The organism is Mucilaginibacter koreensis (genome assembly GCF_054783355.1).
The window spans coordinates 922311-942836 of record NZ_BAAGQS010000001.1; the positions used below are offsets into that span (position 1 = coordinate 922311).

Annotated in this window: 22 protein-coding genes; 7 read left to right on the forward strand and 15 right to left on the reverse strand. The window is 42.6% G+C overall.

The window, feature by feature from the left end:
- The first annotated feature begins 363 nt into the window (after positions 1 to 363).
- The 3 genes from ACYVNW_RS04015 to ACYVNW_RS04025 are packed head-to-tail and all read left to right on the forward strand — an operon-like array spanning position 364 to position 3060.
- Complete coding sequence (locus ACYVNW_RS04015; RefSeq protein ID WP_460678554.1) at positions 364 to 1608, forward strand: sensor histidine kinase; 1245 nt, start codon at positions 364 to 366, stop codon at positions 1606 to 1608.
- 28 nt (positions 1609 to 1636) lie between these two features.
- A complete protein-coding gene (locus tag ACYVNW_RS04020; RefSeq protein ID WP_460678555.1) occupies positions 1637 to 2017 on the forward strand; it encodes a response regulator in 381 nt (126 codons plus the stop codon).
- The gene (locus ACYVNW_RS04025; RefSeq protein WP_460678556.1) at positions 2017 to 3060 is read left to right on the forward strand and encodes an adenylate/guanylate cyclase domain-containing protein; all 1044 of its coding nucleotides are present in this window, start codon (positions 2017 to 2019) and stop codon (positions 3058 to 3060) included. Before ACYVNW_RS04020 ends, ACYVNW_RS04025 begins: the two co-directional genes overlap by 1 nt.
- A 68-nt stretch (positions 3061 to 3128) precedes the next feature.
- Here the strand turns inward: ACYVNW_RS04025 and ACYVNW_RS04030 are convergent, their stop codons facing one another.
- The 3 genes from ACYVNW_RS04030 to ACYVNW_RS04040 all read right to left on the reverse strand — a co-directional run bounded on the left by ACYVNW_RS04030 (position 3129) and on the right by ACYVNW_RS04040 (position 5028).
- Positions 3129 to 3491, reverse strand: coding sequence for a VOC family protein (locus ACYVNW_RS04030; RefSeq protein ID WP_460678557.1), 363 nt, complete (start codon positions 3489 to 3491; stop codon positions 3129 to 3131).
- Positions 3492 to 3563: 72 nt separating this feature from the next.
- Complete coding sequence (locus tag ACYVNW_RS04035) at positions 3564 to 4559, reverse strand: glycosyltransferase family protein (RefSeq protein WP_460678558.1); 996 nt, start codon at positions 4557 to 4559, stop codon at positions 3564 to 3566.
- Positions 4560 to 4644: 85 nt separating this feature from the next.
- Entirely contained in the window at positions 4645 to 5028 is a 384-nt protein-coding gene (locus ACYVNW_RS04040) for a sensory rhodopsin transducer (RefSeq protein WP_460678559.1), read from the reverse strand.
- 320 nt (positions 5029 to 5348) lie between these two features.
- Here ACYVNW_RS04040 and ACYVNW_RS04045 point away from each other — a divergent pair, with 320 nt between their 5' ends.
- A complete protein-coding gene (locus ACYVNW_RS04045) occupies positions 5349 to 7697 on the forward strand; it encodes a bifunctional YncE family protein/alkaline phosphatase family protein (RefSeq protein WP_460678560.1) in 2349 nt (782 codons plus the stop codon).
- An 87-nt stretch (positions 7698 to 7784) separates the two neighbouring features.
- Here the strand turns inward: ACYVNW_RS04045 and ACYVNW_RS04050 are convergent, their stop codons facing one another.
- Complete coding sequence (locus ACYVNW_RS04050; RefSeq protein ID WP_460678561.1) at positions 7785 to 7946, reverse strand: hypothetical protein; 162 nt, start codon at positions 7944 to 7946, stop codon at positions 7785 to 7787.
- A 112-nt stretch (positions 7947 to 8058) separates the two neighbouring features.
- Here ACYVNW_RS04050 and ACYVNW_RS04055 point away from each other — a divergent pair, with 112 nt between their 5' ends.
- Both ACYVNW_RS04055 and ACYVNW_RS04060 read left to right on the forward strand, forming a co-directional pair.
- The gene (locus ACYVNW_RS04055) at positions 8059 to 8676 is read left to right on the forward strand and encodes a 7TM diverse intracellular signaling domain-containing protein (protein ID WP_460678562.1); all 618 of its coding nucleotides are present in this window, start codon (positions 8059 to 8061) and stop codon (positions 8674 to 8676) included.
- A 66-nt stretch (positions 8677 to 8742) separates the two neighbouring features.
- Positions 8743 to 8883, forward strand: coding sequence for a hypothetical protein (locus ACYVNW_RS04060; RefSeq protein WP_460678563.1), 141 nt, complete (start codon positions 8743 to 8745; stop codon positions 8881 to 8883).
- Position 8884: 1 nt separating this feature from the next.
- Here the strand turns inward: ACYVNW_RS04060 and ACYVNW_RS04065 are convergent, their stop codons facing one another.
- The 11 genes from ACYVNW_RS04065 to ACYVNW_RS04115 all read right to left on the reverse strand — a co-directional run bounded on the left by ACYVNW_RS04065 (position 8885) and on the right by ACYVNW_RS04115 (position 18983).
- Positions 8885 to 9667 (reverse strand): DUF4350 domain-containing protein, encoded by a 783-nt coding sequence (locus ACYVNW_RS04065; protein WP_460678564.1) that lies wholly within the window; start codon positions 9665 to 9667, stop codon positions 8885 to 8887.
- 591 nt (positions 9668 to 10258) lie between these two features.
- Entirely contained in the window at positions 10259 to 10852 is a 594-nt protein-coding gene (hisIE, locus tag ACYVNW_RS04070) for a bifunctional phosphoribosyl-AMP cyclohydrolase/phosphoribosyl-ATP diphosphatase HisIE (protein WP_460678565.1), read from the reverse strand.
- A 29-nt stretch (positions 10853 to 10881) separates the two neighbouring features.
- Positions 10882 to 11637: an imidazole glycerol phosphate synthase subunit HisF gene (gene hisF / locus ACYVNW_RS04075; protein WP_460678566.1), complete on the reverse strand. Its 756-nt coding sequence runs from the start codon at positions 11635 to 11637 to the stop codon at positions 10882 to 10884.
- A gap of 124 nt (positions 11638 to 11761) precedes the next feature.
- Positions 11762 to 12511 carry a 1-(5-phosphoribosyl)-5-[(5-phosphoribosylamino)methylideneamino]imidazole-4-carboxamide isomerase gene (locus ACYVNW_RS04080; RefSeq protein WP_460678567.1) on the reverse strand — a complete coding sequence of 250 codons (750 nt, stop codon included), beginning with the start codon at positions 12509 to 12511 and terminating at the stop codon, positions 11762 to 11764.
- Positions 12512 to 12517: 6 nt separating this feature from the next.
- Positions 12518 to 13177: an imidazole glycerol phosphate synthase subunit HisH gene (gene hisH / locus ACYVNW_RS04085; RefSeq protein ID WP_460680997.1), complete on the reverse strand. Its 660-nt coding sequence runs from the start codon at positions 13175 to 13177 to the stop codon at positions 12518 to 12520.
- Between the two features lie 55 nt (positions 13178 to 13232).
- Positions 13233 to 14378, reverse strand: a complete 1146-nt coding sequence (hisB, locus tag ACYVNW_RS04090; protein WP_460678568.1) for a bifunctional histidinol-phosphatase/imidazoleglycerol-phosphate dehydratase HisB — start codon at positions 14376 to 14378, stop codon at positions 13233 to 13235.
- Positions 14368 to 15420: a histidinol-phosphate transaminase gene (hisC, locus tag ACYVNW_RS04095; protein WP_460678569.1), complete on the reverse strand. Its 1053-nt coding sequence runs from the start codon at positions 15418 to 15420 to the stop codon at positions 14368 to 14370. Before hisC ends, hisB begins: the two co-directional genes overlap by 11 nt.
- A gap of 24 nt (positions 15421 to 15444) precedes the next feature.
- Entirely contained in the window at positions 15445 to 16737 is a 1293-nt protein-coding gene (gene hisD / locus ACYVNW_RS04100; protein ID WP_460678570.1) for a histidinol dehydrogenase, read from the reverse strand.
- A gap of 33 nt (positions 16738 to 16770) precedes the next feature.
- Complete coding sequence (gene hisG / locus ACYVNW_RS04105) at positions 16771 to 17622, reverse strand: ATP phosphoribosyltransferase (RefSeq protein ID WP_460678571.1); 852 nt, start codon at positions 17620 to 17622, stop codon at positions 16771 to 16773.
- A gap of 237 nt (positions 17623 to 17859) precedes the next feature.
- Entirely contained in the window at positions 17860 to 18489 is a 630-nt protein-coding gene (locus ACYVNW_RS04110) for a hypothetical protein (RefSeq protein ID WP_460678572.1), read from the reverse strand.
- Complete coding sequence (locus tag ACYVNW_RS04115; RefSeq protein WP_460678573.1) at positions 18489 to 18983, reverse strand: D-glycero-alpha-D-manno-heptose-1,7-bisphosphate 7-phosphatase; 495 nt, start codon at positions 18981 to 18983, stop codon at positions 18489 to 18491. The genes ACYVNW_RS04110 and ACYVNW_RS04115 overlap by 1 nt, the downstream gene beginning before the upstream one ends.
- A 124-nt stretch (positions 18984 to 19107) precedes the next feature.
- Between ACYVNW_RS04115 and ACYVNW_RS04120 the strand changes: the two genes are divergently transcribed.
- Positions 19108 to 20490: a S41 family peptidase gene (locus ACYVNW_RS04120; RefSeq protein WP_460678574.1), complete on the forward strand. Its 1383-nt coding sequence runs from the start codon at positions 19108 to 19110 to the stop codon at positions 20488 to 20490.
- Positions 20491 to 20526: the final 36 nt, after the last annotated feature.

The following is a 20526-nucleotide window of genomic DNA, read 5'->3' on the forward strand; positions in this document are numbered from 1 at the left end:
TGGCTATCAATCTTTTCTGCATTGCCAAACGCTTCAGCTGCTGCGTACACATCTCTTATATGGGCAATGTCATGATAGCTTAACTGAGCGGGCAGTTCATTAACTAACTGGTTGAATATATAATTTATAGCATTCTCAAATTGTATTCATGGTTTATAACGGTCTAAAATGTCAATTGTGAGCAAAATAAAGTAAAACCGCAGCTTACAACACTAAAATCAGGCTACATGTGTATAAAAAATGCTTTTCAGGTATGCCGGAAACTGTTACCTTTAATTCGCAACTCAAAACCGTCGCATATTTATGTATTTCTTTTCATATCTGGCCGCATTTTTATTTGTAAGAAATATCAGGAAAAGCTTAATGCCTACTGACGTTTACTCCAAATGGGATAACCAACTCCGTTTAGTGCTTATCCTTTTGGTTGTGGCCTGCTTGTTTTTAGATAATTTCCTGCCCGGAGGAGTCCCAGATGTAATTGCGGGCTTTGTGTTAATGGCCATGGTAAGTTATGTTGACCGCGAAGAGGACTTTCAACAATTCAGAGCTTACGCGCAAACCCATATACCGCTGGCCGCCGTTACTATGGCATACGGGGTAGCAGTTATGGTGCTGCCTGATGTGTTAAAGCCTTATGTAAAGTTTGGACAATTTGCTATTCTGGGTGCCTTTGCCTGGATTTTTGGCCGGGCAGGTACTTTCCGTAAGCAGCAGAAGCAGGTAGAAAAGGTAACCGAGAAGAACTCGGAACTGGAAATGCTGGTGGCGGAGCGTACTGCCGAACTTACCCGTCAAAAAGATGAACTGCAGCTTACCGTGCAGGAACTGAAAGCTACCCAGGCACAACTAATACAACAAGAAAAGCTGGCTTCGCTGGGTGAACTTACCGCTGGTATTGCCCACGAAATTCAGAATCCTTTAAATTTCGTTAATAATTTTTCTGAAGTAAGCGCGGAGCTGATTGATGAAATGGAAGCTGAGCTCAATAAAGGCGATATGGAAGAAGCCATGTTTATAGCTGCCGACATTAAACAGAACCTGGAAAAAATACGCCACCATGGTAAGCGTGCCGACGGCATTGTAAAAGGGATGCTGCAGCATAGCCGTGCCAGTACAGGTCAAAAGGAACCCACCGATATCAACGCACTGGCAGATGAGTATTTGCGCCTCTCATACCACGGGTTACGTGCAAAGGATAAATCTTTCAATGCAGAAATGATCACACACTTTGATCCGGCTATGCCCAAAGTAGCTATGGTAGGGCAGGATGTAGGCCGGGTATTGCTCAATTTATTCAATAATGCGTTTTATGCCGTGAAGCAAAAGCAGCAAACCTGCATAGCGGGTTTTAAACCTACCATTGAGGTAAGTACAGTAGTTAAAAACGGCAAAGCAGTAATTACAGTAAAAGATAACGGCACCGGCATACCCGAGGATGTACAGGATAAAATCTTACAGCCCTTTTTCACCACCAAGCCTACAGGCGAAGGGACAGGTTTAGGTCTTTCGTTGAGTTATGATATTATTGTAAAAGGGCATAAAGGCGAAATTGACATCAACTCCAAAGAAAATGAGGGCGCGGAGTTTATCATTACCTTGCCACTCTAATTAACTTATAATTATATTAGCCAACCGTATGAAAATATTAGTGGTAGATGATGAAGCCGATGTGCAGCCTTTGTTTTTGCAGCGATTCCGTAAAGAAATACGCAACGGTGAACTGAGCTTTAATTTTGCCTTATCGGGCGAGGAGGCTCTGGAGTACCTGCATGCCAACCCATCTGAAGTCGTATTGATCTTGTCCGACATCAACATGCCCGGTATGAGTGGTATCGAGCTACTAGGCCATATCCGCCATGATTATAATCAGCCGCCACCACCCGTTGTGATGATGGTGACGGCTTATGGCGACGATGAGAATTATAAGCAGGCCATTGACAACGGCGCTGATGATTTTTTGACCAAGCCGCTCGATTTCAATTTATTAAAAGAAAAACTTAAAAACCTGAACGCATAATGGCCAAGATATTGGTAGTGGATGATGAAGAGGACCTGGAAGTTCTGGTTAAACAGAAGTTTCGGCGTAAAATACGCGAGCAGGTGTATGAGTTTATTTTTGCCCGTAACGGTGAGGAAGCGTTACAGCAAGTGCAGGCGCATCCTGATCTGGATATCATATTATCCGATATAAACATGCCGGTAATGGATGGTTTAACCCTGTTGAGCCATTTGCCCGAAGCCAATCCGGTGCTGAAAGCTGTAGTAGTATCGGCCTATGGCGATATGCAGAACATCCGCACGGCCATGAACCGGGGAGCTTTTGACTTTGTGTGCAAGCCGGTTGATTTTGAAGACCTGGAGCTGACCATGCTTAAAACCATTGAACATGTAAAGCAATTACAGCAAACCCTGAAAGCCATCAAAGAAAACAACATCCTCAAGATGTATGTGGATGAAAATGTGCTCAAATTTATGACGCATAAGGAGTTTGAGCAAAGCTTGCTGAAAAATGAACTGCTTGAGGCTACTGTAATGTTTATTGATGTATGCGGGTTTACATCCATTACCGAACAGATACCGGCAAACCAGGTAGTAGAACTGTTAAACGGTTTGTTTGATAAAATTGTACAGGAAATTATTGCACAAGATGGCCATGTAGACAAATTTATGGGCGATGCCGTAATGGCGGTATTCAGGGGCGATTACCATCTCGATCGAGCCATTGATGCTGCCCTGGCCATTAAAGAACAAATTAAAGGTGTGCCAGCTATTAACGCCGGTGAACGCACCTACCAACCGCAGGTATCAGTAGGGATTAATTCAGGCGAAATGGTTTCAGGTAATATCGGCTCTGCTTCTTTAAAACGTTTGGACTATACTGTAATAGGCGATACGGTAAATTTATCACAGCGGCTGCAATCGGCTGCCAAAGCTGGGCAAATTTTAATAACTGAGCATACTTATCAAAAGGCTAAAACCTCCTTCAGCTGCGAACGTATAGGAGAAGTAACACTTAAAAACAAAGCGCAACCTGTAGTGGTGTACCAGGTGCTGGAATAAGTAACAACAGTTTAAAGCGGCGGTTCAGTTTATTTGAGCCGCAGTTTTTTTTTACACTCTTGCAATGTTTATTTGCTGAATTGCCCGAAGTGCAACAATGCACCGGCAGGGTCAATTAAAAAACATTCAGCGCCCCATTCTTCATATTTAATGGGCATTAGCTTCACACCTGCGTATTTTTGTTCTAAGCGCATCTCTTGTAACCAGGTGTAGCATTGTTCTACATCTGTTACCTCAATAAGAAGCATAGTGTTGTTGAGCCAATCCTGTACATAGGCATCCTGTAAATAAAAGCTCAACTCATTGATGCGGAGGAGTGAGAATCCTTTTGACAAGGGCACCTCTGTAAATCCAAGTTCCTGATAAAATGACCTTGAAATCTCAAAGTCTTTTGAGCCAATAAAAGTACGGAGCGATTTTACTTGAATCATGCTGTTTAGAGTTGGTTACTACCAAAGTAACAACGATTAAGTAAAGAATGCAAATAGGCCACATTTAATCTGTCAATGTAGCAACTGAGCTTCTTTAAGTATAAGTTCTATAATCTGGCGTGTTTCATCCGGATAATTTACCTCTACAATACTGCCCTTATTGAGCCAGGCCTCAATCACCGGCTCATGTTTTGATTTTAGGCTCTTGATCACCGGTACCCCCATAGATTTTAATGCAGCAGCATTCAACTGCTGTTCATATTGCGTTTTCATCGGAATAACCAATACTTTCTTTTTCATGAACAAAGCCTCAGCCGGGGTTTCAAAGCCTGCACCACATAATACACCGGCTGATGAAGCCATGCTTCTGACAAAATGTTCGTTGTGTATAGGCTGAATGGTAATGTGCCCATATTTAGCCGATTTTTTATTGTGCTTACTAAATACCTCCCAGCGCACGTTTTTAAATTTCGATAAGCGTTTCAATATACGTTCATCATCATAAGCCGGTAAGTAAACGGTATAGTGGCCGTCGTTTGTTACTTTTTGCTCTCGTATTTGGCGGCGGATAACAGGTGTAAAAATTCGCTCACCAAAAGCTTTGAAATGAAAACCGTATTGTACAGTAACAGGTGCATACTGCTTCAATACCAGTTTGCCGAATAGATCACTTTGATCGGGCAGGGGGGCTGCGGCTGATAGTACAGCTGCCTGATGGCTTAAGCCAATGCAGGGCTTATTTTTTAAATAACAGGCCCATGCCGATACCGGCTCAAAATCGGTGATGATCAGATCGTACTCATCAACCGGTAATTGGTTAACTTCTTTTAAAAATTTGCGGAAGTTTGACTTATAAAAACTTTTCCATAAATCTACCCCGCCGTTTTTTCCAAACACAAACCCCATACCATGAAACTTGTACTTTACCGGAAACGGAAGTGATAAATCGCCTTGTATACCGCTTACCAATACATCCACATCAGCAGTTTCCTGTAGCAATGGCACAATATCCATTGAGCGGCTTAAGTGGCCGTTCCCCGTTCCTTGTATAGCGTAAAGTATTCTCATTGTAGTATGTCTGTTAACGCCTAAAATACAATAAACATATTAAGGGAACATTATCAGAATATATACTTGTTAAGCGTATATAACATTACTCTGCATAAGCAATGGTGCTAACCAAAGCATTGGCTTCCTGTCGCGAATCAAGGCGGGTATGCTGGATGACTACGGGCACGTCAGATGTAAATACGCTAGCATAATCTGTACCTAATGGTATTTTTTCCGGGTTGGTAAGTTCGCCAAAGCGCAGATGAAGCGTGCGTTGAGCAGGCACTGTGATTAAGTAGGGACCGGCAGGAGCACGGTCAGTAAAGTAAACCACCAGTTCAATATGCGCATCCTGCATGCCTGTATTTAAAATGCAGGCCGTTTCGTGGCTGGTAAACTCCGGCTCCGGTCCGTTACTCCAGGCCGGAATATATCCCTCGGCAATGGCCCATACTTTCTTACCTATAAACGAAGTGTTACTATTCATATTCAATTTTTTACAACCATAAGTGGTTATAATTTTAACCAAAAAAGACAGGCTATGTTTAGTTACATACTTTTAAAACCATCACTAAGATTAATAGTATAATTATTTGGATGGTTACCTGAGCGCTATTTTAGCAAAGAGAACAGTAATGTTACATGATAAATTCAAAGCCTAACAATTTGTTAATGTTAGGGTGATACCTTCGGCTTAAATACACAGTTACTGCAATGAAAAAATGTATACTTCTCCTATTTGCGTCCTTAATTATAGGGCAGTTTTCTCGGGCACAGGTGCCCGGCAAAATTAAACAGACTCATCAGGTGTTACTGCCAAACGGGTGGAAGCTGAGCCCGGCCGGACGATCTTTACCCTTGGGCGATTTGCCATTAAACTTACAGCTAAGTGCATCCGGTAAATTACTGGCTGTTACCAATAACGGACAAAGCATCAATTCAATTCAACTAATTGACCCCAAAAGGGAAAAGTTGCTGGATGAAATGGTGGTAGACAAGTTATGGTACGGCTTAGCGTTTAGTCATGATGAAAAGCACTTATACGTATCGGGCGGAAATGATAACATAATTTTAGATTTTAATGTATCAGATAATAAACTGAATCGTCCGGACACGATCAAAATGGGCTTACCCTGGCCGCAAGGTAAAATTTCGTCTGCAGGTATGGTGCTGAGTAAAGATGACAGCCGCTTGTATACGGTAACCAAAGAAGATAGCAGTGTTTATGTGATTGACCTGAATAACCGGAAAATTATAAACCGCGTACAATTACCCACTATTGCTTACACTTGTGCACTTTCGCCCAATGAGCAAAGCCTATACATTTCATTATGGGGTGGTAATGAAGTAGCTATATACAATACAACAACTAATACCTTATCGGGCTCCATTAAAACCGGTAGTCATCCCAATGAATTGGTGATGAACAAAAAGGGTTCATTACTATATGTAGCCAACGCCAACGATAATACTGTTTCCATTATCAATACGGCACAAAATAAAGTGATAGAAACTTTATCTACCACCTTATTTCCAACCACTTTAACCGGCTCTACCACAAACGGACTTGCATTATCCGGGAACGAAAAGACACTTTACATTGCCAATGCCGACAACAATTGTTTGGGTGTGTTTGATGTAAGTGTAACCGGTAACAGCAAAAGCCGGGGCTTTATCCCGGCCGGCTGGTACCCTACTAATGTAAAAGTATTGGGTAATAAGATACTGGTGAGCAATGGCAAAGGCATTACCTCTATGGCCAACCCCGAAGGACCTCAGCCTATTTCTAAATATGATAATAGCGGTTATCAGACTGGTAGCACAGCCAACAGCAGGCTGCAGTATATTGCAGGTTTATTCAAAGGTACATTGTCGTTAATTGATGCACCGGATGATAACCAGTTAAAAGCCTACACCAAACAGGTTTACGCCAACACACCCTTTACTGGTCAGAAAGCAATTACAGCCGAAGGCGAGGCCGGTAATCCTATCCCTCGGAAACAAGGGGAGAAGTCACCAATTAAACATGTTTTTTACATTATCAAAGAGAACAGAACTTATGACCAGGTGCTGGGCGATTTACCCGCCGGAAACGGGGATAAATCATTGTGCTTATTTGGTGAAAACGTTACACCAAACCACCATGCTATAGCCAATGAATTTGTATTGTTGGATAATTTTTATGTAGATGCCGAAGTAAGCGCCGACGGGCACAATTGGAGTACTGCTGCTTATGCAACTGATGTAGTAGAAAAAACATGGCCGGCCAGTTACGGCAAGCGCGGTGGTACTACCAATTACGAAGGCGGCCGCCCGGCTACGTATCCGCGAGATGGTTTTATTTGGGATTACTGTAAGCGGGCCGGCATCAGCTACCGCAGTTACGGCGAATTTGCCGATTACGGACGGGCGCATTACAAAACGCTGCAAGGCCACGTTTGTCCGCAATCACCAGGCTTCGATTTGGATATTAAAGATCAGGTTCGGGTAGATGCTTGGCAGCATGATTTTGATTCTTTGGTTCAGGCTAACTCCGTACCGCAGTTTAATACGCTGCGCATTTCAAATGACCATACCAGTGGACAAAAGAAGGGAAAATACACACCAATTGCTGCAGTAGGCGACAATGATTTGGCGATAGGACGTATCCTGGAGCATTTATCAAAGAGTCCGATATGGAAAGAGTCAGTCGTATTTATGTTGGAAGATGATGCTCAAAACGGCCCCGACCATGTGGATGCGCATCGTTCACCGGTGTTTGTGGCAGGCCCGTATGTGAAGCGCAATGCAGTTGTACACAGTATGTATTCAACTTCGGGCGTATTGCGCACTATCGAACTCATTTTGGGATTGCCACCAATGAGCCAATACGATGCAGCAGCTCTGCCTATGTACGAATGTTTTACCAGTAAGCCCAATTTCTCGCCTTATGTATGCAAGCCCGCCCGTGTGGATTTAGACCGTCGGAACGTGGAGATAAACAAAAGCAGCAAACGTTCCGAAGCCTTTAATTTTAAGAAAGAAGATGCCGTTCCCGATCTGGATTTAAATGAAGTGATATGGAAATCAGTTAAAGGTGAGAACTCTGTAATGCCTGCCCCTAAACGTAGCGGGTTTGTGTTGTTGGAGAAGAAGAGAAAAGATGATGATGATTAAGCATCTTCTTTAATAAAATAGCATGTAAAAGCGGCGGTTGATGTATTAACCGCCGCTTTTGTGAAAGAACATTTCTTATTGGGTTACCTATTTAAGGTAGGCCAGCGTTTTCTTCATTTCATCAGAGTAGATGGCAATACGGTGATTGCGCACCAGGTAAGGCACCGCATTGGTTTTTCCTGCTGATTGTACCGTTATAGCACTTAATGGTTTTGGAATACAATGTATCGATCCGGTAAATGTCATCATTGTTTACCACTCGGTAGATTACTTCATATACTATACCTTAAATGAGTATTTCATGTTTGGCTTGTTTTAAGGCATCATTATTATTTTCAGTTTGCACAATTTGCTGATGTATATGGCCGTAAAGCAGCGCCAGTACTTAATTTATGTGATATACTTGTTAAGTATAGGCTTTTATCAAATGAGTACTGATGGTATCGCTTATCAATATTTGTGGCCGCATTCTCCACACTGGAATGAATATGCTTTCGAAGTAATCAGCAAATCAGAAAAGATTTACCAGCAGGTACATACTATTGAAGAACAAAACAAAGAATTATTAAGTATCAATCAATTGTTACAAAGTCAGGCGGCCGAAATATCACGGATGAATGTGCTGCTGGCCAATGATAATATAAAGCTTAAGCGAAATATTGAGCGGGTTACTGCAGCACGTATATTATCAACCGAACTGTCATTCGAGGAATTTAATATCAATTATCCTGACCAGGATGCTTGTTACAAGTTTCTGGCAGATTTGAAATGGTCGGCAGGCCAGTTTCATTGCGTAAAGTGTCACCATACGGCTTATAAAAAAGGCAAAACGCTGTACAGACGTCGCTGTACCAAGTGTAATTACGAGGAATCGGTGTTATATAATACCATTTTTGAAAATAACCGGATTCCGATTAATAAAGCTTTCTATTTGGTTTACTTGATTTATACCAGTAAAGGCAGTATATCTTCTTATTAATTATCCGAACGCCTGGAGATACGCCAGAGTACCTGCTGGCAATATTCTAGCAGGATAAAGAAGATTATGGAAGACCATAAAGCAAAGCCCCGGCGCAACGAACACCAAGGCTGGATCAATCTGATTTTGTCTGATAAATTATTAAAGCATAATCAGCCTGCGCCAATTACGCTTCATGATGCTAATGCGCAGCATACTGACCGATAGATTATTTTTTCACCTGTTTCAAAAGCCACTCAGTTAAATCCCGCATGGCTTTATCATTAGCAAAGCCGACAGGGAGGCGGCCATTCACATATTCGTTATATAGCCAGGGATCGCCCACTGCAAATACGGTACCTTTTCCATAAGTAACAGCAACTGCAATAGGGGCACCGCCTGGTGATTTTAATATTACATGGGCTGGAGCCAGAGCTTTAATACTGCATACATCCTTCAAAAAAAGTTGTTTTGCGGTTGGAAACACTAATGTGCTGGCAATAATTGGTATGCCATCATTGAAATGCTGGTCATCAGTTACACGGTTTTGTAAATCGTTGTTAAAATGCAGGCCAAATTTAGCAGCCAGTATGTTTAAGTGATTGAGTTCTACATTGGCGCTATCATTAGCCATCATTACCAAAACACCTCCTGCTTTTACCCAGGCAGCTATCCGTTTAGCATCTTTTGATTCGATATAATTCGGTTGCGCACTCTCCTTGGCATTATCTGGATCTACAATGATGTAAATATCACTGCCTTTTAAATTTTTGAGTGTTGGCGCCGCTTCAAGTGAGGCCAGGCGGGCACCTTGTTGCTTAAAAGCTTCAGCCCATTTCGAAAAGCCGGTGTTCCCAGTATCCTCCCACAAATAATGATAACGCTCTACCTGGCCAGCGGAAGATTTACGGGTTTCGTGATTAAAATAATAATCTAAAGTTACAGTTTGAGCTGTTGCAGCGCCCGTTGCAAACAGTGCATTTAAAAGGAAAATGAGTTTTAATTTAGACATCTCAGTTATGGGTTGTGCAGCTAATTTTATAATATTATCCGCAACGCCAAATTATCATGATTAACTTCGTTTATATCATGTAGTAGCGACATAATTTGCGCAATCGTTTTCGAGTTAAGGTTGTGGTGAATTCTATTGTTAGTGATGCATTTACTATGGGCTTTATCATAGCTGGCTTCCGTAGTATCATTTACGATGTTATCAACTTATAACTAACAGCGCTCTTACAGCGTATAAAAATGCGCTTAGGCTCTCACCCCCAAGCGCACAATGCTGTTGTAATCAACATTTCAACTAAATTCCGGCCTCATGCTCAAGCCGGCTTGCGGGCGTTACTCCGCAAGTTTTTTGAATATTTTGTAACGGCGAAATTAATTGTTTAAACACAAATCAAAATAAAAGTAAGTGTAATTGTTACACAAGGCAGTGTTTGCCGTATTACCTTTATAATAGTTTAAATAAATGTCGGTGATGTTAGCTTATACATCGCTAACAGTTGAAGAAGAATATATACTTGAGATAATCTAAAATTTTATCTCAAGTATATTAACTTAATAGCTACTCGCTATGCTGAATTACAAACAATAGAGGTTATTGTTTATGCCTGCTTTCTAAATGCTTGGCAATAGTTTCTAAACTAAGGTTTTTTTCACGCAGCAATACCAGCAGGTGAAAAATCAGGTCTGAGGTTTCACCAATCATTTCTTCTTCACTTTGTGCCAGAGCGGCAATTACAGTTTCCACGCCTTCTTCGCCTACTTTTTGCGCAATCTTATTCAGTCCTTTGTTGCGCAATTTGTTTACGTAAGAACCTTCTTGCGGATGAGTGTAACGGTCGGCAATAATGTTTTCCAGTTCGAGAATGAAGTTGCGGTTATATCCGGTTTTAAAACAACTGCGCTCGCCAGTATGGCAGGTCGGACCGTCGGCTTTCACCTTAATGAGTATAGTATCATTGTCGCAATCTAAATGTATACTTTTCACATGCAAAAAGTTATTACTGGTTTCACCTTTGGTCCACAACCTGTTTTTAGAACGTGAGTAAAACGTAACTTTATTTTCTCTGCTTGTTTTTTCATAAGCTTCGGCATTCATGTAACCCAACATTAGCACTTCTAATGTTCGCTCATCCTGAATTACAACCGGCACCAAACCATCCGGCGATTTATTGAAATCAATGTTCATATATAATGTAATATTAGGGTAGGGGCAAGTTACGCCCGCACCTGTATATGATTTTCTTTTAAAACAGCTTTTAAATCAGGGATCAAAATTTCTCCGTAATGGAATACTGACGCTGCCAAAGCTGCATCTACATTGGTTTGCTGAAACACTTCTGTAAAATGTTCAACCGAACCTGCACCGCCGGATGCAATAACAGGGATACGCACCGCATCATTCACCGTTTTTAACAAGCCGTTATCAAAACCGGCTTTGGTACCGTCGCGATCCATTGAGGTGAGCAGAATTTCACCTGCACCCCGGCTTTCGGCCTCAGTAATCCAACTTAATGTTTCTCTCTCGGTAGCAATGCGGCCGCCATTTAAATGTACCTGGTCAGTACCCTCAACATGCTTGGTATCAACAGCTACTACCACAAATTGGACCCCGAAAGCTTTAGCCAAGTCGTTTATCAGTTGGGGATTACGTACGGCAGCCGAATTGATGGAAATTTTATCTGCTCCTGCATTTAACAATGCATCTGCATCGGCGAGCTCATTAATGCCGCCACCAATTGTAAACGGGATATTTATTTGCCGGGCAACGGCTTTCACCAGTTCTACCATGGTTTTACGACGCTCGTGCGTAGCGGTGATGTCTAAAAATACCAGTTCATCTGCGCCCTGTTGTGAGTAATTCCAGGCCAGTTCAACCGGGTCGCCGGCATCGCGCAGGTCTACAAAGTTTACCCCTTTAACAGTTCGCCCGTCCTTAACGTCAAGGCAGGGGATGATTCGTTTAGCTAACATAGTGTTATTTGGCTCGTCATTGCGAGGAACGAAGCAATCTCTCTACACACAATCAAAGCATGATGTAGAGAGATTGCTTCGTTCCTCGCAATGACGTTGTTTTAACTTTATTGCTTCCGCTTGTTTATATAGAAATCAATGCTTGCAAATTCCAGTTCTTCACTTCCTCAATGGTAATCCGATCTTCATAAATAGCTTTACCTACCACGCATGATTCTACCTTTATTTTACTCAATTCTTCTACATCTTTCATGGAACTTACACCGCCTGAAGCAATTAATTTAATGAAAGGCGAATGGTCTAATAGTTTTTTGTAAAGCTCTACGCCTGCGCCACCCAGTTTTCCATCTTTGTTAATATCGGTACACAAAAAGCGATAGAAACCTAAATGAAGGCAACGGTCTACATAATCCAGTAGTTTTACCGGCGAGCTTTCCATCCAACCGGAGTATTTGATTACTTCGTCTAATACATCAATAGCTACCACCACCTGGTCCGAACATTTGGTTTTACCGCAAAGCTCTGCACCCAGCTCATCTAAAAATGTAGGGTTGGTAATGGCTTGGGTACCTACAATAACACGGTGAATACCAGCATCAATTAATTCTTTTACTTTATCAATGCTGCGAACGCCACCACCATACTGTATCTGCATTTTGGTGTGTTTCACCACATCAAACAAATATTGCTGGTTGCTGAAATCGCCTTTAGCACCATTCAAATCAATTATGTGTATGAAATTGGTGCCGTTAGATTGATAACGCTCAATCATTTCTTCGAGCGTAACATCGTATTGTGTCACCTGTTCGTAGTCGCCTTCGCGCAGCCTAACTACTTTTTTATTTAGGATATCTATTGCGGGGATAATGTACATGTTTGTCTATAGTTTTGAGAAGTTAATCAGCAGGGTTTCGCCATATGTTCCGGATTTTTCAGGGTGAAACTGAACGCCGTAAAAGTTCTGGTGACCGATAGCTGCTGAAAAGTTTAAACTGTATTGTGTTGATGCTATAGTGTAATCTGTATGATGCTCAATGAAATAAGAATGCACAAAGTAAAAGTACGAACCCAACGGAATGTTTTGAAATAGTGGATTTTCCTGGTCGACGTGCACCTGATTCCAGCCAGTATGCGGAACTTTATGGTGTTCGCTATCCTGAAAGCGTTTGGTTTTAATGGGGAACAGATCTAACAAGTGTGCATCACCTTCTTCAGAATGGGCCGTCATAAGCTGCATGCCTACGCAGATGCCTAATGTAGGTTTTTTGAGTGCCCGGATAGCAGGCACCAGCCCCGTATATTCCAGTTTATGCATAGCGGCACCGGCATGGCCCACACCCGGAATAATATAACGATCAAATTTTTCAAAGTCTTCTTCCCGGTCTATCATGCCATAGGTGATGTCTAAACGATCGAGCGCGGCAGTAAGGGAAAAGATATTGCCAGCACCATAACGAATGATGCCGATAGAAGCAAAATTTGGCCCCCCGGCCCCCTGAAGGGGGAGGTTAGCATCTTTTTGGTGTGAATTGCTTTCTATATTATTCATAGATATTTTTCATCTTTTAGTTCCCCTTTAGGGGGCGGAGGGGTGTCTACAATACGCCCTTCGTGCTCGGCAATATCATTTTATCTACATCGCGCTTCACCGCCATTTTTATGGCTTTTGCGAACGCTTTGAAAATAGCTTCAATTTTATGATGCTCATTTACGCCCTCGGCTTTAACATTCAGGTTGCATTTGGCAGCATCAGAAAATGATTTGAAAAAATGATAGAACATCTCAGTTGGCATGTCGCCCACTTTTTCACGTTTAAAATCAGCTTCCCACATCAGCCAGTTGCGGCCACCAAAATCAATGGCTGCCTGTGCCAGGCAATCGTCCATAGGCAGGCAAAAGCCGTAGCGTTCAATGCCGCGCTTATCGCCCAGCGCTGTGGCAAATATTTCACCTAAGGCAATACCTGTATCTTCAATGGTATGGTGCTCGTCAATATGAAGGTCGCCTTTAGCCATTACTTCCAAATCAATGCTACCGTGGCGGGCAATCTGATCCAGCATGTGATCGAAGAAATGCAGCCCGGTACTTACCTTGGCTTCGCCTGTACCATCCAGATTTAACTTGATGTAAATATCTGTTTCTTTAGTGGTACGGCGGTGTTCAATTACACGTTCGCCCACTTTTAAAAACTCATATATTTTTTGCCAGTCAATAGTTTCTAAAGCTACGGTTTGCTGTATGGCCTGGTTCTCCTGCTCAGTAAATTCTTTGCTGCCTAAGTTACTTTTGTTATTCAGCCATATGGCTTTAGCGCCTAAGTTTTTAGCCAGCAATACATCATTTTTGCGATCGCCTATTACATAAGACCCGGCCAAATCATATAACGTTGCATCAAGGTAAGCTGTTAACATGCCTGTACCGGGTTTGCGGGTTGGGGCATTATCAGCAGCAAAAGTGCGGTCAATGTATACGGCCTCAAAAGCAGCGCCTTCATTGGCGAAAGTTTTAATCACCAAATCCTGCACCGGCCAGAAGTTCTCGTCGGGGTGGCTCACTGTACCCAAGCCATCCTGATTGGTGACCATTACCAACTCAAAGTCTAGTTCTTTAGCAATGCGCGGAAGATATTGCAAAGCGCCGGGATAAAAAGTCAGCTTGTGGAAAGAGTCAATCTGCTCATCGGCTACCTCGTTGATCAGCGTACCATCGCGGTCAATAAACAATACTTTTTTAGACTTCATGATATTGCTGTAAGGTACTGATTAATTGCTTATTTTCTTGAGGTGTGCCAATGGTGATTCGAACTGAACCTTCGCAAAGCTCCACTTTGGAACGATCGCGTACAATGATGCCGTTTTCAACTAGGTAGTTATATATGCTTTTTGCATTAGTGGTTTTAACCAGGATGAAATTGGCATCAGACGGATAAATGTCCAACACGAAATCAAATTGCGCTAAAGCTTTTACCAGGTTATCACGCTCATTTAGTGTTTCCTTAATCCAGCCGTTTACCTGTTCTACGTTTTGCAAAGCTTGTAAAGCTAATTTTTGTGTAGCCTCGTTAATGTTGTAAGGTGGCTTAACTTTATTCATCACCTCAATTACTTCTTCGCTGGCAAAAGCCATGCCCAGGCGTAAACCGGCCAATCCCCAGGCTTTAGATAAGGTTTGCAACACCACCAGGTTACCATATTCGGTCAATTCCTGAATAAAGCTTTTTTGGCGACTAAAGTTGATATAAGCCTCGTCTACCACCACCAGGCCGTTGAAGTTGGTTAATATGGTTTCGATATCTTCACGATTAATGGAATTGCCCGTAGGGTTATTGGGCGAGCAGATAAAAAGCAGTTTGGTATTTTTATCGATGGCTTCGGCAATCCCTTCCAGGTTCAGTTGGTATTCTTCTGTAAGCGGCACTTTTTTGGCAGCTACATCATTAATGTTAGCTGATACCTCATACATGCCATAAGTGGGCGGAACGAGGATGACGTTATCTGCGCCCGGATTGCAAAAGCTGCGGAACAAAATATCGATGGCCTCATCGCTGCCGTTGCCTAAAAATATGTTGCGCGGGGGCACACCTTTAATTTCGCTCAGGCGTTTTTTCACCTGATACTGCATTGGGTCCGGGTAGCGGTTGTATTGCTCCGTCAGCGGTGATCCGAAAGCGTTCTCATTGGCGTCCAAATAAACACTGGCTTCGCCTTTAAACTCATCCCTTGCCGACGAATAAGGCGTCAAGTTTTTTATATTTTCTCTTAAGAGTTGGTTAATATCGAACATGGTAATTATGTGTTATTAATACCATTAATTGTTTTGGAGTCTGATGCTCACTGCATTTTTATGTGCATGCAAACCTTCCAGTTCGGCCAAAATCTCTACCGTTGGCCCTAAGTTTTGAATGCCCTGCGGCGACAGATGCTGAAAGGTGATTTTCTTCACGAAAGAATCTACCGATACACCTGAATAAGCCCGCGCGTAAGCGCTGGTTGGCAACGTATGATTAGTGCCCGATGCATAATCACCCGCACTTTCAGGCGTGAGGTTGCCTAAAAATACCGAACCTGCATTAATGATACTTTCAGTTACCAATTGCCATTTTTCGGTAGCGAGAATCAAATGCTCCGGTGCATATTGGTTACTAAACTGCATACCAATACTTAAATCATTAACTAATACCGCGTAGGAGTGTTCAATAGCTTTAGCAGCAATCTCCGCTCTGGGTAGTACAGCTAATTGCTTTTGCAACTCTTTATTCGTTTGTGCAATCAGTTCGGCAGAGGTGGATACCAATACTGCCTGACTGTCTATGCCATGTTCGGCCTGTGCCAGTAAATCGGCAGCTACATAGGCTGGGTTGGCGGTTTCGTCCGCTAATACCAATACCTCCGAAGGTCCGGCTGGCATATCAATAGCCGTTACCGTAGTACTTTGGATAATGGTTTTCGCTTTAGTAACGAACTGATTGCCGGGGCCAAATATCTTATCTGTTTTCGGGATGCTTTGCGTACCGTAAGCCATAGCGGCCACGGCTTGTGCACCACCCGCTAAATAAATACGATCAATATTTAATAACTGCGCTACGTAAGCAATAAAGGCATTCACCTTACCATTTTTTTGTGGCGGTGAACACACCACCAATTCGTGGCAGCCGGCTATACGAGCAGGTATGCCCAGCATTAAAAAAGTACTGGGTAAAACGGCGGTACCACCAGGGATGTACAAACCTACTTTTTCTATCGGCCTTGGTTCGCGCCAGCAAGTAACCCCAGGCATGGTTTCCACTTTGTCCTCAGCCTTCAACTGCGACTGGTGGAATTTATAAATGTTTTGGTAAGCGGTTTCAAGTGCTTCTTTCTGGTGCGGCAACAGGGCAGATGCAATTTCTGCTAACTCTTCTTTGTCCAGGTAGAGTTTTTCGAGTTGCACTTTATCAAATTGTTCAGCATAATTCAGCAGGGCATTGTCGCCATGCTGCTTAACCTGTTCAATAATATTTTCAACTACACTGCGTATTTCGTTGCCCGCGTCTACATTACGCTGAATAAGCTGCTGTATGACGGCATTATCAAGCGTGTTATAATCATATATCTTCAGCATTTTTCGGTGGGGTTGATGTGAAGTGATATGGGTTTATAAAATGATCTTTTCAATTGGCATCACTACAATGCCCTGTGCACCGGCTTGCTTCAATTGGCTGATGCGATCCCAAAAGTCGCGCTCCGGTATTACGGTATGTACGGCCACCCAATCGCTTTCGGCCAGAGGTACTACCGATGGGCTTTTTACACCGGGAAGCAACGCGGTAATCTGTTCCAGATTGGCTTTAGGCGCATTTAACACCACATACTTGGTTTCCTTAGCACGTAATACCGATTGAATACGCTGGATCAGTTCAACTACCAAGTCATCATTCGCTAGTTCATCGCGACTGATTAAAACGGCTTCTGATGACATTACATCGGCAAAAGGTTTCAGTCCGTTGCTTTTCAACGTGCCACCTGTAGATACCAAATCGCAAATAGCATCACTCAAACCCAGGCCCGGAGAAATTTCTACCGAACCTGAAATGGTACGGATATCTGCTTGGATATTATTCTGCTTTAAAAAGTTACCCAAGATGGCAGGGTAAGAGGTAGCTATAGATTTGCCTTGCAGTTGGCCCACAGTTTCAATATCACTGTTGTTCGGCACCGCAATTTTGAGTGAGCACTTGCCGAAGCCTAAACGTTGCAGATAATTAACCGATACCTCAGTTTCTTGTATTACATTTTCACCAACAATACCCAAATCGGCAATGCCGTCTTGTACATATTCGGGGATGTCATCATCGCGCAGAAAAAGGATTTCGAGCGGGAAGTTGGAAACTGGTGATATTAAAGAGCTTTTGTAGTTTTCGAAGTTCAATCCGCAATTTTTAAGCAGTTCAACGGATTTTTCGTTTAGCCGGCCAGATTTCTGGATAGCAATTTTAAGTGTTTTCACTAAGAGGTGGTATTAAATTAAACTATAATAAATATAACAACGGGGGTAGGTAAGTTCGCGTAGAACCATACATCATCAATTATCGCCGCAGGGGCGATGGTGCAAATGCAGTTGATGGATGTGTAAACCGTTCATTTAATTATAGCTAACTATATTGATGAGCTGCCGCAAATATAGGCAGTATATTTATAAATCAAATACCTAAACTGCAAAGCCCTGTAAAATGTTTGTGGCTTTTTATTTTGCTCTCAATACAGGTATGTTTTGCCCGAATTGCTTCAAATCATCGCCGCTAAGCGTGGCACGCAACAGGTCGTGCTCATCTCGGCCTATGCCAACCAATATTTCCAAATCATGCCCCTGTGCGTAATACCGGTAGGGGTAAGCGCCATAAATTTCTTTACTGATATCATCTTCGGGCGCTTCGGCGGCTAAAAAAAACATGGGGCTAAGCGTTGCTGTGCCTCGCTGCCTGTAAACCTCTTTATGGTTTTGGCTAATGATGCAGTTGAACTCGATATCAGTTAAATTAATGCGGGTGATCTGCAGTTCATAGTCAACCAAACCCTGATGTGCCGAAAAACGGTATAAGTTGCCTTCATTTAAATCAGCTGGAAACCGGGTGGTATCTGCGCCCACTATCATGTAATTATTTTCCAACTTCATGCTTCCCGGGTATTGGCTTCTTCGCAGGCTGTCCACAAACAGCGGAGCGTATCGGTTTCTGTCCTGAACGATGACCTGCTTCACCGGTTCAACCTCCTTATTTAAACGGGTGATGTATTGTTCAGTAAGTTTTTTGTCGTTATAATGGCAGCTACTTAAAACAATAAACAAAACACTGAAATGCCAACGCCTAAGTTTCATTACTTAATTAAGTGTAATACCTCACTAATAGGCTGATCGCTGTTAATTAAAATTCCGGTTACACCGGCTGCTTCTCCGGCTTCTACGTCGCGTTCGCGGTCGCCAATAAAGTACGATTGTGAGGGGTCTATATTATATTGCTCAATTCCGCGCAGCAACATACCGGGTTTGGGTTTTCGGCAGTCGCAGTCGCCGGTAAAGTTAGGGTGGTGCGGGCAATAGTAAATATCTTTAAAAGTAACGCCATGCTGGGCGTAAGTATCTTTTAAATGCTGATGCATTTCGGCCAGTTGGTCTTCGGTATACCATTGTTTAGCCAAGCCGCCCTGGTTGGTGGCTACAATTAACAGGTAGCCACGGTCCTGTAATTCTTTTAAAGGCTCAAAGTTGTGTTCGAGGATATGAAAGTCTTCAAACTTGCACACATAATCGCCCATTTCCTGGTTCAGTACTCCATCGCGATCTAAAAAAACAGCTTTATTTTTTTCAGGCATCAGATATATTTATAATAATTCAAGTGCAAAAGTAACAAGTTTGAGTAAACTCATAATTTTTGATGCGAATTGATGCAACATTTGGGTTTTTTAAGCATCTTGTTGTTGTTCAACCTTACAAATCATGAAATCAATCTGTTCCGCCATCGCCATTTTATTATTTTCATTACATGTTTCCGCCCAGATCGATACTGTTAGCAACCTGAGCGATCAGCAAAAACTGTATGGCTTGAGTAAATTCTGGTCAGAAGCCGCCTATAATTTTGCCTATTTCGATCATGCCAAAATTAACTGGGACAGCGCCTATCAGGCCTATATTCCCCGGGTGCTCGCCACTAAAAATACTTATGATTATTATCGCGAAATAGAACGCTTCTGCGCTTTGCTAAAGGACGGTCATACCAATGTGTACAAACCCAACAGCTTGTACAAGAAAACCACTTATCGCACAATAGACATGATGGCCGTTAATCATAAATTTTATGTGATGGATGTGCCTATGGAATACAAGGATGCCATACCACTGGGATCTGAACTGATAAGCGTAGATGGAACGGATGCAGTAACGTATGCAAAGCAAAACATTTTTCCTTATATCAGTTACGCTGCCGAACACCAGTTGTGGAATGATGCAGCAAGAAATATGTTTTATGGTAAAGATAGCAGCCAGGTTTGGCATCTGGTGCTGCGCTCGCCGCAGGGAAAATTGATTCAACACAATTACCAGTTCCGCACTACGGCGGTTAAATGGGTAAGAAGGTCGAATGCGGCACCCTGGAAACGTTTCAACTATCAGAAAATAGATAATGTAGGTTATATCACCATCAATACCTTTGGTGATGAGAAGGTGATCGATGATTTTAAGGCCATACTGCCCGACTTGTATACCTGTAAAGGCGTTATCATTGATCTACGGGGCAATGGCGGTGGCAGTAGTAGTATAGGCGCCGAAATATTAAAACACTTTACCACAGCAAAAGGGATGACAGGCTCGGCTTGGAAAACGCGCGATCACTTGGCTTCCTTTAAAGCTTGGGGGATATATGCCTTGAAAGATACTATGCCTTACGAGAAAAGAAGCGAATGGGATAAAAAGACCATTGATGTAGCACGGGGAACCTACTGGTATAATGGCGGTAATTCTTATTACAATAATACCGATACTGCGCGCAAAATTATGGTGCCGCTGGTGATATTGCAGGGAAACAACACGGCATCGGCAGCAGAAGACTTTCTGGTGATTTTAGATGGCCTGAAAGGGCGGGCGGTAACCATGGGCCAATACAGCTATGGCAGCACCGGCCAGCCCATGAACTTTGATTTGCCGGGCGGGGGCAGTGCGCGCATTTGCACCAAGCGAGATACATACCCTGACGGACGTGATTTTGTGGGTACCGGAATCAAACCACAGGTTGAAATTAACCCTACCATTAAGGATATCATTAATAACAACGATGTGGTTATGAAAGCTGCTGTAAAGAAAATAAATGCATTAGCTGCTAACTGATATCCCTTGTTGATAAATTGTTAATTCGTAGCGCTA

Bases quoted from the DNA above. Each gene is read 5' to 3' on its own strand.
- ACYVNW_RS04015 (WP_460678554.1), top strand. From the start codon at position 364: ATGCCTACTGACGTTTACTCCAAATGGGATAACCAACTCCGTTTAGTG.
- ACYVNW_RS04020 (WP_460678555.1), top strand. From the start codon at position 1,637: ATGAAAATATTAGTGGTAGATGATGAAGCCGATGTGCAGCCTTTGTTT.
- ACYVNW_RS04025 (WP_460678556.1), top strand. From the start codon at position 2,017: ATGGCCAAGATATTGGTAGTGGATGATGAAGAGGACCTGGAAGTTCTG.
- ACYVNW_RS04030 (WP_460678557.1), bottom strand. From the start codon at position 3,491: ATGATTCAAGTAAAATCGCTCCGTACTTTTATTGGCTCAAAAGACTTT.
- ACYVNW_RS04035 (WP_460678558.1), bottom strand. From the start codon at position 4,559: ATGAGAATACTTTACGCTATACAAGGAACGGGGAACGGCCACTTAAGC.
- ACYVNW_RS04040 (WP_460678559.1), bottom strand. From the start codon at position 5,028: ATGAATAGTAACACTTCGTTTATAGGTAAGAAAGTATGGGCCATTGCC.
- ACYVNW_RS04050 (WP_460678561.1), bottom strand. From the start codon at position 7,946: ATGATGACATTTACCGGATCGATACATTGTATTCCAAAACCATTAAGT.
- ACYVNW_RS04055 (WP_460678562.1), top strand. From the start codon at position 8,059: ATGGCCGTAAAGCAGCGCCAGTACTTAATTTATGTGATATACTTGTTA.
- ACYVNW_RS04060 (WP_460678563.1), top strand. From the start codon at position 8,743: ATGGAAGACCATAAAGCAAAGCCCCGGCGCAACGAACACCAAGGCTGG.
- ACYVNW_RS04065 (WP_460678564.1), bottom strand. From the start codon at position 9,667: ATGTCTAAATTAAAACTCATTTTCCTTTTAAATGCACTGTTTGCAACG.
- hisIE (WP_460678565.1), bottom strand. From the start codon at position 10,852: ATGAACATTGATTTCAATAAATCGCCGGATGGTTTGGTGCCGGTTGTA.
- hisF (WP_460678566.1), bottom strand. From the start codon at position 11,637: ATGTTAGCTAAACGAATCATCCCCTGCCTTGACGTTAAGGACGGGCGA.
- ACYVNW_RS04080 (WP_460678567.1), bottom strand. From the start codon at position 12,511: ATGTACATTATCCCCGCAATAGATATCCTAAATAAAAAAGTAGTTAGG.
- hisB (WP_460678568.1), bottom strand. From the start codon at position 14,378: ATGAAGTCTAAAAAAGTATTGTTTATTGACCGCGATGGTACGCTGATC.
- hisC (WP_460678569.1), bottom strand. From the start codon at position 15,420: ATGTTCGATATTAACCAACTCTTAAGAGAAAATATAAAAAACTTGACG.
- hisD (WP_460678570.1), bottom strand. From the start codon at position 16,737: ATGCTGAAGATATATGATTATAACACGCTTGATAATGCCGTCATACAG.
- ACYVNW_RS04110 (WP_460678572.1), bottom strand. From the start codon at position 18,489: ATGAAACTTAGGCGTTGGCATTTCAGTGTTTTGTTTATTGTTTTAAGT.
- ACYVNW_RS04115 (WP_460678573.1), bottom strand. From the start codon at position 18,983: ATGCCTGAAAAAAATAAAGCTGTTTTTTTAGATCGCGATGGAGTACTG.
- ACYVNW_RS04120 (WP_460678574.1), top strand. From the start codon at position 19,108: ATGAAATCAATCTGTTCCGCCATCGCCATTTTATTATTTTCATTACAT.